This is a genomic window from Pseudopedobacter beijingensis (genome assembly GCF_042678145.1).
GTDB classification, from domain to species: domain Bacteria; phylum Bacteroidota; class Bacteroidia; order Sphingobacteriales; family Sphingobacteriaceae; genus Pseudopedobacter; species Pseudopedobacter beijingensis.
This window is the reverse complement of record NZ_JBHUDG010000013.1, coordinates 67,690-83,196: the sequence shown is the minus strand read 5'-3', so window position 1 is coordinate 83,196 and position 15,507 is coordinate 67,690. Positions and strand designations below refer to the sequence as shown.

Annotated in this window: 14 protein-coding genes; 8 read left to right on the top strand and 6 right to left on the bottom strand. The window is 34.9% G+C overall.

The genetic code is table 11. From position 1 onward, the window contains the following. Position 1 precedes the first annotated feature (1 nt). The 5 genes from ACFSAH_RS09180 (at position 2) to ACFSAH_RS09160 (ending at position 6,021) form a co-directional block, all read left to right on the top strand. Positions 2-1,528, top strand: coding sequence for a TSUP family transporter (locus ACFSAH_RS09180; RefSeq protein WP_379662426.1), 1,527 nt, complete (start codon positions 2-4; stop codon positions 1,526-1,528). Positions 1,529-1,563: 35 nt separating this feature from the next. Further along, positions 1,564-2,262 (top strand): phosphoadenylyl-sulfate reductase, encoded by a 699-nt coding sequence (locus ACFSAH_RS09175; RefSeq protein WP_379662425.1) that lies wholly within the window; start codon positions 1,564-1,566, stop codon positions 2,260-2,262. Between the two features lie 97 nt (positions 2,263-2,359). Next, positions 2,360-3,250, top strand: a complete 891-nt coding sequence (gene cysD / locus ACFSAH_RS09170) for a sulfate adenylyltransferase subunit CysD (protein ID WP_379662424.1) — start codon at positions 2,360-2,362, stop codon at positions 3,248-3,250. Continuing rightward, a complete protein-coding gene (locus tag ACFSAH_RS09165; RefSeq protein WP_379662423.1) occupies positions 3,250-4,497 on the top strand; it encodes a sulfate adenylyltransferase subunit 1 in 1,248 nt (415 codons plus the stop codon). The genes cysD and ACFSAH_RS09165 overlap by 1 nt, the downstream gene beginning before the upstream one ends. Before the next feature lie 261 nt (positions 4,498-4,758). After that, a complete protein-coding gene (locus ACFSAH_RS09160; RefSeq protein ID WP_379662422.1) occupies positions 4,759-6,021 on the top strand; it encodes a WG repeat-containing protein in 1,263 nt (420 codons plus the stop codon). Here ACFSAH_RS09160 and ACFSAH_RS09155 read toward each other — a convergent pair. Then, complete coding sequence (locus tag ACFSAH_RS09155) at positions 6,018-6,956, bottom strand: DMT family transporter (RefSeq protein ID WP_379662421.1); 939 nt, start codon at positions 6,954-6,956, stop codon at positions 6,018-6,020. The two genes, ACFSAH_RS09160 and ACFSAH_RS09155, sit on opposite strands and share 4 nt — an antisense overlap. Positions 6,957-7,009: 53 nt before the next feature. Here ACFSAH_RS09155 and ACFSAH_RS09150 point away from each other — a divergent pair, with 53 nt between their 5' ends. Further along, positions 7,010-7,684 carry a LysE family transporter gene (locus tag ACFSAH_RS09150; RefSeq protein ID WP_379662420.1) on the top strand — a complete coding sequence of 225 codons (675 nt, stop codon included), beginning with the start codon at positions 7,010-7,012 and terminating at the stop codon, positions 7,682-7,684. Positions 7,685-8,012: 328 nt separating this feature from the next. Here ACFSAH_RS09150 and ACFSAH_RS09145 read toward each other — a convergent pair whose 3' ends face one another. The 5 genes from ACFSAH_RS09145 to ACFSAH_RS09125 are packed head-to-tail and all read right to left on the bottom strand — an operon-like array spanning position 8,013 to position 11,659. Beyond that, entirely contained in the window at positions 8,013-9,005 is a 993-nt protein-coding gene (locus tag ACFSAH_RS09145; protein WP_379662419.1) for a bifunctional riboflavin kinase/FAD synthetase, read from the bottom strand. A 19-nt stretch (positions 9,006-9,024) separates the two neighbouring features. Beyond that, complete coding sequence (truB, locus tag ACFSAH_RS09140) at positions 9,025-9,753, bottom strand: tRNA pseudouridine(55) synthase TruB (protein ID WP_379662418.1); 729 nt, start codon at positions 9,751-9,753, stop codon at positions 9,025-9,027. Positions 9,754-9,758: 5 nt separating this feature from the next. Then, on the bottom strand, positions 9,759-10,553 hold the full coding sequence (locus ACFSAH_RS09135) for an undecaprenyl-diphosphate phosphatase (RefSeq protein WP_379662417.1): 795 nt from the start codon (positions 10,551-10,553) through the stop codon (positions 9,759-9,761). Next, a complete protein-coding gene (locus ACFSAH_RS09130; protein ID WP_379662416.1) occupies positions 10,553-10,774 on the bottom strand; it encodes a DUF3098 domain-containing protein in 222 nt (73 codons plus the stop codon). Before ACFSAH_RS09130 ends, ACFSAH_RS09135 begins: the two co-directional genes overlap by 1 nt. Before the next feature lie 6 nt (positions 10,775-10,780). Further along, positions 10,781-11,659, bottom strand: a complete 879-nt coding sequence (locus ACFSAH_RS09125; protein WP_379662415.1) for a cell division protein FtsX — start codon at positions 11,657-11,659, stop codon at positions 10,781-10,783. A 252-nt stretch (positions 11,660-11,911) separates the two neighbouring features. On the opposite strand from ACFSAH_RS09125, the gene ACFSAH_RS09120 reads away from it, so the two are divergent. Continuing rightward, on the top strand, positions 11,912-12,346 hold the full coding sequence (locus tag ACFSAH_RS09120; RefSeq protein WP_379662414.1) for a hypothetical protein: 435 nt from the start codon (positions 11,912-11,914) through the stop codon (positions 12,344-12,346). A 174-nt stretch (positions 12,347-12,520) separates the two neighbouring features. Next, positions 12,521-15,304: a leucine--tRNA ligase gene (gene leuS, locus ACFSAH_RS09115; protein WP_379662413.1), complete on the top strand. Its 2,784-nt coding sequence runs from the start codon at positions 12,521-12,523 to the stop codon at positions 15,302-15,304. The last annotated feature ends 203 nt before the right edge of the window (positions 15,305-15,507 follow it).

The window sequence follows — 15,507 nt, the reverse complement described above, 5'->3', positions numbered from 1 at the left end:
GATGAGTCAACCCGGGATAAATGATGTTTTAAAAGACAAAGAGGAGAATCAGTTGTTTCCTGTTTTTCTAAAGCTACAAAATTTCAAGACGCTTTTGGTGGGCGCTGGAAATGTGGGATTAGAAAAACTGGAAGCCATGCTGCATAACAGTCCCGATGCACATGTAACGGTAGTAGCAGATAGGGTACTCGATCAAATTTGGACATTAAAAGCTCATCATCCACAAATATCCATTCATCAACGTAGTTTTCATGAGGAAGACCTTATAACCAAAGAACTGGTTATACTGGCTACAGATGATTACGAATTGCATCAGCAAATAGTAGCGTTATGTAAGGAAAAAGGAATTTTAGTGAATGTGGCTGATACTCCGGAACTTTGTGATTTTTACTTGGGTTCCATTGTTAAAAAAGGAAATCTGAAAATAGCTATTTCTACCAATGGGAAGTCTCCTACAATAGCAAAAAGGATTAAAGAAGTATTAAATGAGAATATTCCGCAAGAAATAGATGACACTTTAGAAAGTATCAATAAGTTGAGGGAGATTATTCCGGGAGGTTTTTCTGAAAAGGTAAAGCGCTTAAATGAGGTCACCGCAGGTTTAGTTGCAAAAGTAGAAGAACCAAAAATATCACCTAAGAAATTAGGATGGATTATCTGGTTAATTGTTGTAGCCTTTTGTGGCGTGTTATTTGTAACGCTATTTAATCAGGACCCACACTTTCAGTCGTTTATAGAAGGGATAAATCCAGAGTTTTATAAGTTTTTAGCAGCAGGATTTGTTTTCGCCATGATAGATGGAGCCATTGGGATGTCTTATGGTGTAACCACTACTACATTTTCATTATCTATGGGGATTCCACCGGCATCAGCCAGTACAGGAGTACATATTTCAGAGATATTGAGCAATGGTATTGCGGGTTGGATGCACTTTAAGATGGGAAATGTTAATAAAAAGCTGTTTAAACTTTTAGTGGTATCTGGAGTGATTGGAGCAGTAGCCGGTGCTTACATTTTGTCGTCGTTAGAGCATTACAGTCATTATACCAAACCCGTTATCTCTATCTATACTTTTTGTTTAGGCATTTTGATTTTACGTAAAGCTTTTTTGGCAAATAAAAGAGCCAAGTCAAAAACGAAGGTAAAGGAGAAAAAAATAACTAAGATAAAGCCACTGGGATTTGCGGGTGGTTTTATAGATGCCGTTGGTGGAGGTGGATGGGGAACCATTGTATTATCATCATTAATAGCCGGAGGAAGAAATGCCCGATATTCTTTAGGAACGGTTAAGCTAAGTCGTTTTTTTATAGCGTTAATGAGTTCACTAACGTTTATAACCATGCTGGATAATCTTCATTGGTATGTGGTTTCGGGTTTAGTGTTAGGAAGTGCTATTGCTTCGCCTATAGCAGCAAAGGTGTCTAATAAGATTTCTGCGAAGTCTATAATGGTTGCTGTGGGGATTATTGTAATAATAGCAAGTTCTAAAAATATTATAGGTTTTATAACGAAGATATTTAGCCTATAAAAAGCAATAAGATAATCGTAATTTTGCGGTCTGAAATGGAAAGAGCTAGAGAAGTAAAAGAATTAATAGAAGGTTTGTCTGCAGAAGAAGCATTAAGTGTGTTAGCAAAGAAGTATGCAGGCAATATTGTTTTTTCTACAAGTTTTGGATGGGAAGATCAGGTGATTTCTCATCTTATTTTTAAAAATAATCTACCTATAGATGTATTTACATTAGATACAGGACGATTATTTACTGAAACGTATTATGTATGGAACAGGACTTTGGAAACCTATAACAAACCTATTCATACTTATTATCCAGACGCTAAACTGCTACAGGACTTTGTAACAGAAAAAGGACCTAACAGCTTTTACGAAAGTGTAGAAAACCGAAAAGGCTGTTGTGGCATCAGAAAAGTAGAGCCTCTTAACAGAGCTTTAAAAGATAAAGCAATCTGGATTACCGGAATAAGGTCAGAACAATCAACAAACAGACATGATATGGATTGGGTAGAGTGGGACGAAGGTCATCAGCTCGTAAAAGTTCATCCTATATTTAACTGGACATTGGACGAAGTAAAAAACTACGTAAAAACAGAGCATATACCATACAACCCTTTACATGATAAAGGATTTCCAAGTATAGGCTGTGCGCCTTGTACAAGAGCGGTGGCAGAAGGCGAAGATTTTAGAGCAGGAAGATGGTGGTGGGAAGACCAAAGTAAAAAAGAATGCGGATTGCACAGTAAGTAGTATACAGTAGTTTTTACCATCAGGCAATCAAAGAATAAAGAAAATTAAACAGGGAATTTTAGTGTTTAACATTAGAAATTCCAATACTAAGTAAGATATGGATTATTTAGATCAGTTAGAAGCAGAGGCAATAGCTATTTTAAGAGAAGTAGCCGGTCAGTTCGAAAAACCTGCGCTTCTATTTTCAGGAGGAAAAGATTCAATAACATTGGTTCGTTTAGCAGAGAAAGCTTTCCGTCCGGGGAAATTCCCCTTTCCTTTAGTGCATATAGATACGGGACATAATTTTCCGGAGACCATAGAGTTTAGAGATAAACTGGTTGCTCGTTTAGGCGAAAAATTGGTTGTAGGATATGTACAAGATTCAATTGACCAGGGAAAAGTAATAGAGCAAACAGGTAAAAATGCAAGTAGAAATGCATTACAAACCGTTACTTTATTAGATACCATTGCTGCCGGTGGATACGATGCTTGTATTGGTGGAGCAAGAAGAGATGAAGAAAAAGCCAGAGCTAAAGAGCGTATTTTTTCTGTGAGAGACGAATTTGGGCAGTGGGATTCTAAACGCCAAAGACCAGAGTTATGGAATATTTACAACGGTAAAATCCATAAAGGAGAAAATGTGCGTGTATTCCCTATCAGTAACTGGACAGAGCTGGATGTTTGGAATTATATTAAAAGAGAAAATATAGACTTACCTTCTGTGTACTTTGCGCATGAAAGAGATTGTATTCTGAGAAACGGACAGTGGATGGCAGCATCGGAATATATGAATATGGATGAAGAAGATGTGGTAGTACGTAAAAATGTCAGATTTAGAACGGTAGGCGATATGACTTGTACAGCAGCAGTTGAATCTGATAAAACAGATATTGACGATATTATTGAAGAGATTGCGAAATCAAAAATATCTGAAAGAGGTGCTCGTATGGACGACAAAGTTTCGGAAGCAGCAATGGAAGATCGTAAAAAAGGAGGATATTTCTAATGGATATATTAAAGTTTATAACAGCAGGTAGCGTTGACGATGGAAAAAGTACGCTTATAGGCAGATTGTTATATGATACAGGTTCTGTATTACAAGATCAGTTAGAAGCTATCCAAAAATCGAGCAGAAAAAATGACGATGGAACAGTAGACCTAGCGATCTTAACAGATGGCTTAAAAGCAGAACGCGAACAGGGAATTACTATAGATGTTGCCTATAAATATTTTCAGACCGAAAAGAGGAAATTTATTATAGCAGATACACCGGGACATATTCAATACACCAGAAATATGGTTACCGGAGCATCAAATGCGGATTTGGCTATTATTTTGGTTGATGCCAGAAAAGGAGTGATAGAACAAACCATAAGACACACTTATTTAGTCTCTTTATTGGGATTAGAGCATATTGTTGTTTGTGTAAACAAAATGGATATGGTTGATTATAGTGAAGAGGCTTTCCAAAATATCAAATCGAGCTACGAAGCTTTAATTTCTAAAGTAAATGTTAAACACGTTCACTATTTGCCGGTAAGCGCATTAAAAGGAGATAATATAGTCGATAAATCCCTGAATATGGCTTGGTATGATGGACTTTCTTTACTGGATTATTTGGAGACTGTTCCAGTTAGACAGGAAGAATTTAAATTACCAGCCAGATTTCCGGTACAATGGATTGTTAGACCACAAACTGCAGAATTGCCTGATTATAGAGGGTATGCCGGCAGAGTAGCTAGCGGATCTTTTAAAGTAGGAGATAGCATTAAAGTGCTTCCAAACGGAATGCGTTCTAAGATAGAAAGAATAGAGACTTATGATGGAGATTTAGAAGTAGCCGAAGAGGGGAAATCTGTCACAATACATTTGTCGGATGATATTGATATTTCTCGTGGAGACATTATTTCTGAAGTAGAAAGATTGCCTTTGTTGAGTAATCAGATAGAAGCAGATATTTGCTGGATGGATACCCGAGAGTTAGATTTATCAGCAACTTATTTTATTCAACATAACAGCAAGGTAACAAGATGTAAAATTCAGGAAATCCTGTATAAAGTAAACATCAATACTTTGGAGAAGGTAAATGCAGATTTCTTTGGATTGAATGATATAGGAAGAGTAGAAATTAAAACTGCAGATGAATTGGCTTTTGATTCATACGAATTGAATAAGCGTAATGGCGGAGCTATTATTATAGATAGCAGAACGAATGTAACTGTGGGCGCATTGTTTTTAAGAGCTGCGTTGTAGTTATAGTAATATACAATATTGAAAAAGCCAGAATTTATTCTGGCTTTTTTGATTTAAGCCCTCTAGGTAAAACCTATGCCTATTTAAAAGATTTTATTACTCATATATTCTATTGTTAAAATTAGAAAGAAGCTAGGTCTGTTTTTAGGTGTAAATATATTAGGGCGTCATATTGCTTAATTGTAAATAAGTTGATAGAGTGAGTAAATATATGGTGTAATAGTGCCTCATTAAAAGTGTAAATTATACTTTTGCCAAAAAATGAAAAACATGAAGAAGGCGGGACGAATAATTTTACCGGTTTTGATATTGCTGACTATCCCCTTCAGCTACGTAAAAGCACAACAAGAAAACCATAAAGTAAAGGTTTGGGAAATCCACTATGATATTTATACAGGAAGTACCGGAGAGTCTGACGATGTTATGGGTGAGTTTCTGAAATTGGGTAAAACTTTATTGGGTGGAGATAAAGAACCTATTATTAAAGCTTATGTAAATGATAACAACCTGCGGATAGAACAGAAAGGATTGATATCGCATGTACAAATCAGCAATTTAAAAGATAGCGTGTCTTATTTACTTTTTGCAGACCAGCAGCTAGCACAACGGTCGCCCATTACAAGCCCTAATGTAAATATGGATGTTGTGGGCGATAGTATTGTAAATACAGCTCCAACCTACGACGAAACAATTTTTAAAGACGAATCCAAAATGATAGCAGGGGTGAAATGTTACAGGGTAGTTTTGGTGTTTGATAATCAGAATGATAAAGATACTTTAGATGTTTGGTATGCTAAAGGGAAACCTAAATTATTTTGGGGAACTTATGATTATCTGGAGAAGATACCGGGAACAGCCTTACAAATATCGACAAAGCAATTTGGAACAGATATAGGTATTATCGCTACACTTATTGAAGAAAAAGAACTCTCGGATAGCTTGTTTAAAGTGCCTGAAGGTTATAGAATGGAGGATTATATGACAGTAGAAGACTCTCTGTCGGTTACAGAAAAGGAAGACTTTGAACTCTCTAAAGGATTAATTTGGGAAGAAAAAGATGGACTTTGGGGAATTAAAGATATTGAGGGTAATACTATTAGGGAGCCAAAGTATGATGATACTTATGCATTTGAACATGGTTTAGCTGTGGTTTCTGTGAATGGTATGTTTGGTATGATTAACAAAGATGCAAAAGAAGTTGTACCTATAGAATATACTCATGTGTTTGCTGCATCAGAAAAGTGTACCTGGCTCACTAAAGACAAAAAATATGCTTTGTATGATGTTGAGCATCAAAAATTTTTAACCGGATATGTGTTTGATGATGTGTCGGCATTTTCCGAAGGGCTTTCTTATGTATTAAAGAATAAAAAATATGGCTATGTTAATGAACAGGGGAAAATAGTTATCCCTTGTAAATTTGATGAAGCTTATGCTTTTCAGGCAGGAGAAGCTATTGTTAAATCGGGTAAGAAAATCTTTTTTATTGATGTAAATGGAAAAAAGACCGAAACAGCATATTAACTTTTTTTGTCTATAGATATTTTTGAATAAAAAAGCATTCCAAAAGAGATAAGTAAAATTCCCAGATATCCTATGATAGAAGGGGAATTTCCATTCAGAAATATAACCTCAGCAATTAATGTGACAATAATTTCTATAGATTGGGTTGCCTCAACTGCACCCAGTATTTCAGGATTATTACCGGCCATAGCTGTCGCTTTAAAAAATATAGCGGTTGCAATAACTGTTGAACAGATGGCAATTATTCCGGATTGTATAATTTGACTCTCGGGAGGGAAGCCACTTCTGTAATAGGCAAGCAAAGAAACTATTATCCACAAAGGTATAGATCCTAAAGTCATTCCGGCAACACGTTGGAAAGCATCCAGTTTTATGGTTTGTTTTTCCTGGTACAGCATAATCATCCGGTTACCTAGAGGGAAAAGAGTAGCCGATATAAAAATCAATATTCCTCCCAATAATATTCTCCAGGGAGAATCATTTTTTATTTCTCCAATTTGAGAAAGTATAACTCCAAATAGAATAATGGAAGTTGCCTGTAATGCTTTTTTGGGGATAATTTTTCGATGATCTTTATAAATAAAAGGAGATATCAATAATCCTGAAAGGATAGTGAGCTGAAATGTACCCGCAACTAACCATGCAGGGCTTATACTGGCTGCGGCAGTCAGAAACAAATAAAAAAAACCAAAACCTACGGTTCCCCAAATTAACCAGGGCATCGGATCATTCATTAAAGTAACAATCAGTTTTTTTAGCCCTTTATTGATAAATACAATGAACAGGATAATAGGTAGTGTAATAAGATATCGTAAGCTGGCAGACCAGAGAAAATCGCCACCTGAATTAGCCATGCTTTTATTGAAAATATAAGTGGCGCTGAAAAAAACAGCAGCTAACAGGCCTAATAGGATAGCTTTTCTTGATTGTTGCATTGCTGCAAATTTGGCAATATATTCTTAATAGTAAGATCAAAAATTAAAGCTTTTTGGAACTGGTTATTTTTCTTGATAATTGGGTAAAGGAGAGTATATTTGCAGCCATGCTTTTTCAAAATCTAATAGTTGCAATCGTAGTTAACTTTTTTGGTTATTTACCTTTTGGGAATATTAACTTAACGGCAGTTCAGTTGTCTGCCAATAGGGGAATGAAGCAAGCTTTAGTTTTTGTTACCACATTTGCCATTTTTGAAGCCTGGTTTACCTATTTATTAATGCATTTTGCGGAGTGGTTTTCTTCTAAGCAGGATTTAATGAAATGGCTGGATTGGATTCTGATTGTTGTGTTTTTGATTTTAGGTATCAGTTCATGGAAGAATGCAAAGCAAGGAGAATTAAAGGAAAATACCAATTATAGAAAACGTGATAGCGTAAAGTTAGGAATATTACTGGGGATATTTAATCCTATGCAAATCCCATATTGGATGATTGGAGGTACTTATTTGATTTCTAATGGTTGGATAGGGACAGGAACATTGGAATTAGAGGTATTTGCCGTAGGAGCTGCTATTGGAGCATTTTTAGCCTTATATTTATTTGCCAGATTTGCTTTGTATATAAAAGAAAAATTTTCGCTCAGCAGTAAGGCTATTAACAAAAGTGTATCCATTATATTCTTTGTACTTATAGTTGTACAGATTTGTAAAATCTACTTTTACAGGTAGTAGACTTGAAATTTCTAAGTCAATTTTGAAATAGTTATATGTTCAAATTGCTCAATTTGAATAAACTATATTAAAGATTGAACTGAAGAATTATATAATGAGTTTGAAGGGGGAGATCTGTCTGAAAATCAATATTTGTTATTCCTAACTGACATTGATTTTTACTGTAACAATTCGGAGAGGTCAACTGTATAAAAGATAATCTGATTAATTTTGTGTGAAATTTTTGAATCCTATAAGGGGTTTATTTCGTAATAGAAATAATAAAAGAATTTTTACACTAACTAACTATCTTTAGGCTGTATTTGTAAAGCGTACAGCCTAATTTTTAAGATCCGAATTTCTCCAGAACCTTTATTTTATCTTCGGCGAGTTTGTCTGTTAACTCTTGTAAAGAATTAAATTTAATATCATGTCTGATGAAATGGAGGAAAAGCATTTCTATGGTGGTGTGGTAAATATCTTCGTCAAAATCAAAGATATTGACTTCAATATTTTGGCTTAATCCGTTTATGGTAGGACGGTGTCCAATATACGCCATACCCCGAAAACGATTGTTTTCGGTAGCATTTTCAACTGTATAACCCTGTTTAATTTCCTGGTTTTTATTTTTATCGGAGCTATGAGTAATAACCTCTACTGCATAAATCCCATCAGAAGGGATAAGCTTATAACTTTCTTCTATATACAAATTTGCTGTCGGATACCCTAAAGTACGACCAATTTGATCTCCTTTTATAACCTTGCCATTTAACGGAAAAGCATAACCTAGGAACTTGTTGGCTTTTTCTATGTTTCCTTCTTTAAGAGCTTTTCTTATTTCGGTAGAGGATATTGTAATGGCATTGATATCTTGTTCAGGAATTTCGGTAACATTATAGCCATACACGGGGGCGTACTTCTGTAATTCGGGTAAACCACCCGACCGATCTTTACCAAAACGATGGTCGTAGCCAATTACCATTTTTTTGGTGCCAATTTTATCAACCAGAATATTTTTAATATACTCTTCTGGTAGAAGGTTAGAAAAATCTCTAGTAAAAGGAGTAATAATCAGATGGTCTACACCCAAATCCTGAAGCAGTTTTGCCTTTTCGGAAATGGTGGTAATTAACTTTAAGTTTTGGTCTTCAGGATGTAAGATCATCCTTGGATGAGGAAAAAAAGTAAGTATTACAGTTTCTCCATTTATTTTAGCTGCCTCTTCTTTTAGCTTGGCAATTATTTTTTTATGACCGATATGAACACCATCAAAAGTACCTATTGTGACCGCTGCATTCTCGAGTTTAACAAATTCATCAATATGGTTATAGATCTTCATGTCTCTTACATTAAAGTAATTATTGGAAATCGGGAAGACTTTTTATTTCTTTGATATGGTTTACCAGTTCCATAATCTCAAAAGAATCCTCAATCCTGAAATTGCCACTTCGTGTTCTTCTTAATCTGGAGAGATGCGCTCCGGCATTCAAGCTTTTTCCAAAATCGTGTGCCAGAGAACGAATATAAGTTCCCTTAGAACAAACTACTCTGAAATCTACTTCAGGAAACTCTACTCTGGTAATCTCGAATTCAGAGATAGTGACTTTTCTTGCTTTAGTTTCTACCTCTTCGCCACGTCTGGCTTTAAGATATAGTCGCTCTCCATCTTTTTTAATGGCCGAATGGATAGGCGGAAACTGGTCTATTTCTCCCAAAAATATTTTGGTATTATCAATGATCTGTTGTTCTGTAATAGCCGAAATATCAAAAAACTCATTAGGTTCGGTCTCCAGATCATAAGAAGGCGTGGTACAGCCCAGTGTGATGGTGCCTGTATATTCTTTTTCTTCTGCCTGAAACGTATCTATTTGTTTAGTTAACTTTCCGGTACAAATAATCAAAAGGCCGGTAGCCAGAGGATCAAGGGTGCCCGCATGTCCTACTTTGAGTTTTAAGGGCTTAAACGAATTTCTTAACTTGCCTACTACATCAAAAGATGTCCATTTATAAGGTTTATTAAGTAAAAGGACTTCGCCTTGTGTGAAATTAAATTCAGGAAACTTTTTTTCTACTATTTCTTTAACCATTACTTTTACATCACCTGTAAATTATTTCCGCTTAATAATAAAGCTAAAATAATCCCCCCCACAATAATTCTATAAATTCCAAATGCTTTAAAACCATGTTTACTTACATAGCCTATAAAGCTTCTGATAGCTATAATAGCTACTATAAAACCAATAATATTACCTATAATCAAGAGGTTAATTTCCTGCCCGGATAAAGAGTGACCATCTTTGAAAAAATCATATAATTTTTTTGCTGTTGCTCCAAACATGGTAGGTACCGCTAGAAAAAAAGAAAATTCTGCAGCAGCTTTTCTAGTCAATTTTTGAGACATACCTCCTACAATGGATGCTCCAGATCTGGAAACTCCCGGAATCATGGCAATACATTGAAAAAAACCTACTTTTAGGGCTGTGGCATAGCTCATATCCTTTGTGTTATCTACCTTTCCGTCTTTAAACCATTTATCCACAAAAAGAAGGATAATACCTCCAATAACTAACGATAATGCTACAGCGAGAGGGCTTTCCAGTAAATCGTCTATTTTTTTGCTGAAAAGTAAACCGAAAACTACAGCCGGAATGAAGGCTACCAATAGTTTGAGGTAAAAATCAAATGACTGAAAGAAGCGTTTAAAGTAAAGTACAACCACAGAAAGGATAGTGCCTAACTGTATGGCTACGGTAAAAAGTTTTACAAAATCATCAGATTGTATGCCCATCAGTGACGAAGCAATAATCATATGGCCTGTAGATGATACAGGGAGAAACTCTGTCAATCCTTCAATAATTGCCAGAATAATAGCTTCTATAATATTCATTATTTACTTAATGAATTCTTTTTTAGGATGGCATAAAAACCAATTCCGAAACCAATTAAAATAATAATGGGAGAAAGAACGATTTTTCTGAAACTATAGATGTCTGTTTGACCCATCATCAATAAAAAACCAATTATTACCGTTATAATGCTGATGATAAGGAATTGATAATTGCTTTTGTCAAACACAAAGGTGACTTTGTTTTTATTTTTTTCTAACATGACGTACTATCTGTATAAGTCGTAAATTTTTAGTTTTAAGTATTTGCTTACCGCAAAATAAGTGCTTAAAGAGGAAATAAGTATACCTACACCAATAACAATCAGGAATACTAAACCAAACTCATAGTAGTTTCTTAATATAACCAGTTCAGGTATTTGCTGTTGTGCCAGGTATAAGGTAAGTATAAGCAGAATAATAGAAATTAAACCGGCTATTAAACCATGCAATATGCCGTATGTAATAAAAGGCTGACGTATGAAACTTTTAGTAGCGCCCACCAATTGCATACTCTTGATAAGAAATCTTTGTGAGTAAATGGCTAGTCTAATGGTGTTATTGATTAATCCGACAGCAATAAATAGTAATACAGCTGCGAAACCGAAAATTACTAAAGATATAGTTCTGATATTTTGGTTAATCATATCTACTAAAGATTTTTGGTATCTTACCTCATTAATCATGGGGTTACTTTGCAGCTGCTTGCTTAAAATGCCAATACTTTCATTATTGGCAAAATCAGCCTTCATATAAACATCTATAGAAGATAATAATGGGTTATAACCCAGGAATTTGATAAAATCTTCACCTAAATCCTGTGTTAAGTTTCTGGCAGCAAGTTCTTTACTAATGTATTGCGTAGATTTTACATATTCATTTCCCTCGATTTGCTTTTGCAATGCCAAAATATCCGCCTCCTTAGTGCCTTCATTAATAATCACGTTGAGCACAATGTTTTCCTTAACATAATTAGAAAGATTTCGGCCATGGACAATAATCAATCCCAGTAAACCTACCATAAGCAAAACCAACGAAATACTAATAACAGTAGATATATAGATGGTTTTCGTTTTTTTTGATGCCCTGCTGTCTTCGAATTCTTCCATAAATAATGATGATTATAATGCGAAAATAATAAACCTTGGCGTAAAAAGAGCAAGTTTAACAAGCATTTAACGAATAAAGCCTGCATTTATGTTTACTGTATAAAAAAACAAGAGTTGAAATTTGATTTTTTAGGGTCATTAAAGCAGTTAAAAGTATGATAAGGTAATAAATACCTAGTATTGGGTATTTTTTTTATAGAGAAGGAGATGTTTATTTGCTGCATTAAAAAACAATTAAAAATTTAAGAAACTATGAAAAAGAAACTATTTATTTTGATGATGTTTGCGTTGACTGCAACAGTTTTTACAGCATGTAAAAAAGATAAAAATGATGACGCTTTGTCTATAGAAGGAACATGGAAATCTACTAAAGATATAGCCTATTATACCGTAAATGGGGTTCAAGAGGGAGATAGTCAAATAGAAGAGTATGATGCTAATAACTATGAGATATTTACTTTTAATGGAGGTAATTATACTTTTATAAGGTATGTAGATGGACAACAAGAAAATGAAGCTATAAAAGGAAGATATACTTATTCTAATAATCAGTTGATTGCTGATGGAAAAGACGTTGTTAAAGTGAAATTAGATGGCAAAACCCTGATTATTATAGACGAAGATGTTTATGAGGACGATGGTATTAAAACAGTTTATATAACTGAAACACATTATGTGAGACAATAATTCTTTGGGATAAAAGCAAGTGGGCAATAAAAGCCGTTCTGTATTTTCAGAGCGGCTTCTTTTGTTTAAATACTTTTATTCATTAAAAGGAGGACTCGTTCGTATTAATTTTTTTATTTTCGCAATTCATATAAATAAAGCGTATTATATAGGTCTTTGTATCTAACAGTGAATATGGATTATCAATTTAAGAATATCGAGAAAAAGTGGCAGCAATTTTGGGCTGATAACGAAACGTATAAAGTGGGTGTAGATGAATCGAAACCTAAATATTATGTTTTAGATATGTTTCCCTATCCTTCAGGAGCAGGTTTACATGTGGGACATCCGTTGGGTTATATAGCTTCAGATATTTTTTCCAGATATAAAAGACTCAAAGGTTTTAATGTACTGCACCCCATGGGTTATGATTCGTTTGGTTTACCAGCGGAGCAATATGCCATTCAAACCGGACAGCATCCGGCTATAACTACAGAAACAAATATCAATAGATATAGAGAACAATTAGATAACATAGGCTTTTCTTTTGATTGGAGTAAAGAAGTTCGTACCAGTTCTCCTGATTATTATAAATGGACGCAGTGGATTTTTATGCAATTGTTTAATTCGTGGTATAATACAGAATCAGACAAAGCAGAGCATATTTCTACGTTGATTCATAAATTCGAAACCGTAGGGACAGAAGGAGTAAAAGCAGTGTGTGATGATGATACTCGGAAAATGTTACCTTCAGATTGGTCGTCGCTTACAGAAGAAGAAAAACAACAAGAATTATTGAAGTACCGTTTGGCTTTCCTAAAAGAAAGTACAGTAAATTGGTGTGCAGCATTAGGTACTGTTTTGGCTAATGATGAAGTGATTGGTGGTTTCTCGGAAAGAGGCGGACATCCGGTAGAACAAAAGAAAATGATGCAATGGAGCATGCGTATAACAGCTTATGCGGAAAGGCTATTGCAGGGATTAGATACTATTGACTGGCCAGAACCGTTGAAAGAAATGCAGCGTAATTGGATTGGTAAGAGTGTAGGGGCAATGGTAGATTTTCAGCTTGCTAACGCTAATGACAAAATACAAGTTTTTACCACCCGTGTAGATACAATTTATGGAGTTAGTTTTTTAGTAATAGCACCTGAACATGAATTGGTATCAAAAATTACCACGCCAGACCGTAAAGAAGAGATAGAGCTGTATATCCAGCAAACCAAAAAGAAATCAGAACTGGACAGGATGTCTGATACTAAAACCGTATCGGGAGCTTTTACAGGAGCCTATGCAGTTAATCCTATGAACGGAGAGCAGGTTCCGGTATGGATTGCAGATTATGTGTTAGCGGGTTATGGGACCGGAGCAGTAATGGCGGTTCCTTCTGGCGATCAGAGAGATTATCTTTTTGCCTCCCATTTTAATTTGCCTATCGTTCCTATTTTAGATGCTCAGGTTTTAGATGGGCAGGCAGATCCAACAAAAGAAGGGAAATATATAAACTCCGGAATTATAAATGGTTTAGGATATCAGGAAGCTGTAACTAAGCTTATTACCCATTTAGAAGAAAATGGACAAGGCTATGCAAAAATCAATTACCGCATGCGCGACGCCATTTTTGGTCGTCAACGTTATTGGGGAGAGCCTGTTCCTGTGTACTTTAAAAATGGACTACCATACCTGATAGACGAAAGCGAGTTGCCTTTGTTGTTGCCAGAAGTAGATAAGTATTTGCCTACAGAAACAGGTGAACCCCCATTAGGAAGAGCCAAAAACTGGAAATATAAAGACCAGTACGAATATGAATTGAGTACTATGCCGGGTTGGGCAGGAAGCAGTTGGTATTGGTTCAGGTATATGGATGCAAATAACAATAAAGAATTTGTATCGTCAAAAGCTATCAATTACTGGCAAGATGTTGATTTGTACATTGGTGGTTCAGAACACGCTACCGGACACTTATTATACAGCCGTTTTTGGAATAAATTTTTAAAAGATATTGGTTTAGCCAAAGAAGAAGAGCCATTCAAAAAACTGATTAATCAGGGAATGATTCAGGGGCGTTCTAATTTTGTTTATCGCATTATTGGAGAAGATGGCAGAGCTACCAATAAGTTTGTTTCTTGCGGTCTAAAAAACGATTATCAAACTACAGCATTACATGTAGATGTAAATATTGTTGAAAATGATGTGTTGAATTTAGATAAATTCAGAAATTGGAGAGAAGAGTTTAAAAATGCCGAATTTATTTTAGAAGAAGGCAAGTACCTTTGTGGTGTAGAGGTCGAGAAAATGTCTAAATCTAAGTTCAATGTCGTTAACCCTGACGATTTGATAGAAAGATATGGAGCAGATACATTACGTATGTACGAAATGTTTTTGGGACCTTTAGAGCAAAGTAAACCCTGGAATACCAATGGTATAGAAGGTGTGTTTAAATTCTTAAGAAAATACTGGAAGTTGTTTCATAATGATGCTTTTGAATTTGTAGTTTCTGATGAAGAGCCTACCAAACAAGAATTAAAATCGTTACATAAATTAATCAAAAAAGTAGAAGAAGATATTGAACGTTTCTCTTTCAATACATCGGTATCCAGCTTTATGATTACTGTAAATGAGCTTACAGATTTGAAATGCAATAAAAAATCAATCCTTCAGGATCTTACTTTATTGCTTTCATCCTACGCTCCGCATATCACCGAAGAAATTTGGGCACTTTTAGGAAACGAGGCAGGTACATTATCTAAAGCACTATTCCCTAAATTTAATCCTGAGTATCTGGTTGAAAGCGAATTCAATTATCCGGTATCAATAAACGGAAAAACGAGAGCAAATATCAGTTTTGCTTTAGATTTGGATAACGCAGAAATAGAAAAACAAATTTTGCAGAGCGAACAGGTTCAAAAATATTTAGAAGGAAAAACGCCTAAAAAGGTTATTATAGTTAAAGGTAGAATTATTAATGTAGTGGTATAAAGCTGCTGTCTTAAAAATTAGTGCTGAATAAAAAGGCCTGTATAAATCAAATTGTACAGGCCTTTTTTAGTAAACGACCTAACTAATCTGTTTTTATTGAATTATCATTTAACAAAATTTGGCTTTTCATTTATTTATGAGGAGTTAACTTTGTTCCAGTAAAAAAAATAGATCTTTTTGTAACAAAAGCAAGAAAATCCAAT

Excerpts from the sequence above, each read along its gene's own strand:
- ACFSAH_RS09180 (WP_379662426.1), top strand. The coding sequence starts at position 2 with ATGAGTCAACCCGGGATAAATGATGTTTTAAAAGACAAAGAGGAGAAT.
- ACFSAH_RS09175 (WP_379662425.1), top strand. The coding sequence starts at position 1,564 with ATGGAAAGAGCTAGAGAAGTAAAAGAATTAATAGAAGGTTTGTCTGCA.
- cysD (WP_379662424.1), top strand. The coding sequence starts at position 2,360 with ATGGATTATTTAGATCAGTTAGAAGCAGAGGCAATAGCTATTTTAAGA.
- ACFSAH_RS09165 (WP_379662423.1), top strand. The coding sequence starts at position 3,250 with ATGGATATATTAAAGTTTATAACAGCAGGTAGCGTTGACGATGGAAAA.
- ACFSAH_RS09160 (WP_379662422.1), top strand. The coding sequence starts at position 4,759 with ATGAAAAACATGAAGAAGGCGGGACGAATAATTTTACCGGTTTTGATA.
- ACFSAH_RS09155 (WP_379662421.1), bottom strand. The coding sequence starts at position 6,956 with ATGCAACAATCAAGAAAAGCTATCCTATTAGGCCTGTTAGCTGCTGTT.
- ACFSAH_RS09145 (WP_379662419.1), bottom strand. The coding sequence starts at position 9,005 with ATGAAGATCTATAACCATATTGATGAATTTGTTAAACTCGAGAATGCA.
- truB (WP_379662418.1), bottom strand. The coding sequence starts at position 9,753 with ATGGTTAAAGAAATAGTAGAAAAAAAGTTTCCTGAATTTAATTTCACA.
- ACFSAH_RS09135 (WP_379662417.1), bottom strand. The coding sequence starts at position 10,553 with ATGAATATTATAGAAGCTATTATTCTGGCAATTATTGAAGGATTGACA.
- ACFSAH_RS09130 (WP_379662416.1), bottom strand. The coding sequence starts at position 10,774 with ATGTTAGAAAAAAATAAAAACAAAGTCACCTTTGTGTTTGACAAAAGC.
- ACFSAH_RS09125 (WP_379662415.1), bottom strand. The coding sequence starts at position 11,659 with ATGGAAGAATTCGAAGACAGCAGGGCATCAAAAAAAACGAAAACCATC.
- ACFSAH_RS09120 (WP_379662414.1), top strand. The coding sequence starts at position 11,912 with ATGAAAAAGAAACTATTTATTTTGATGATGTTTGCGTTGACTGCAACA.
- leuS (WP_379662413.1), top strand. The coding sequence starts at position 12,521 with ATGGATTATCAATTTAAGAATATCGAGAAAAAGTGGCAGCAATTTTGG.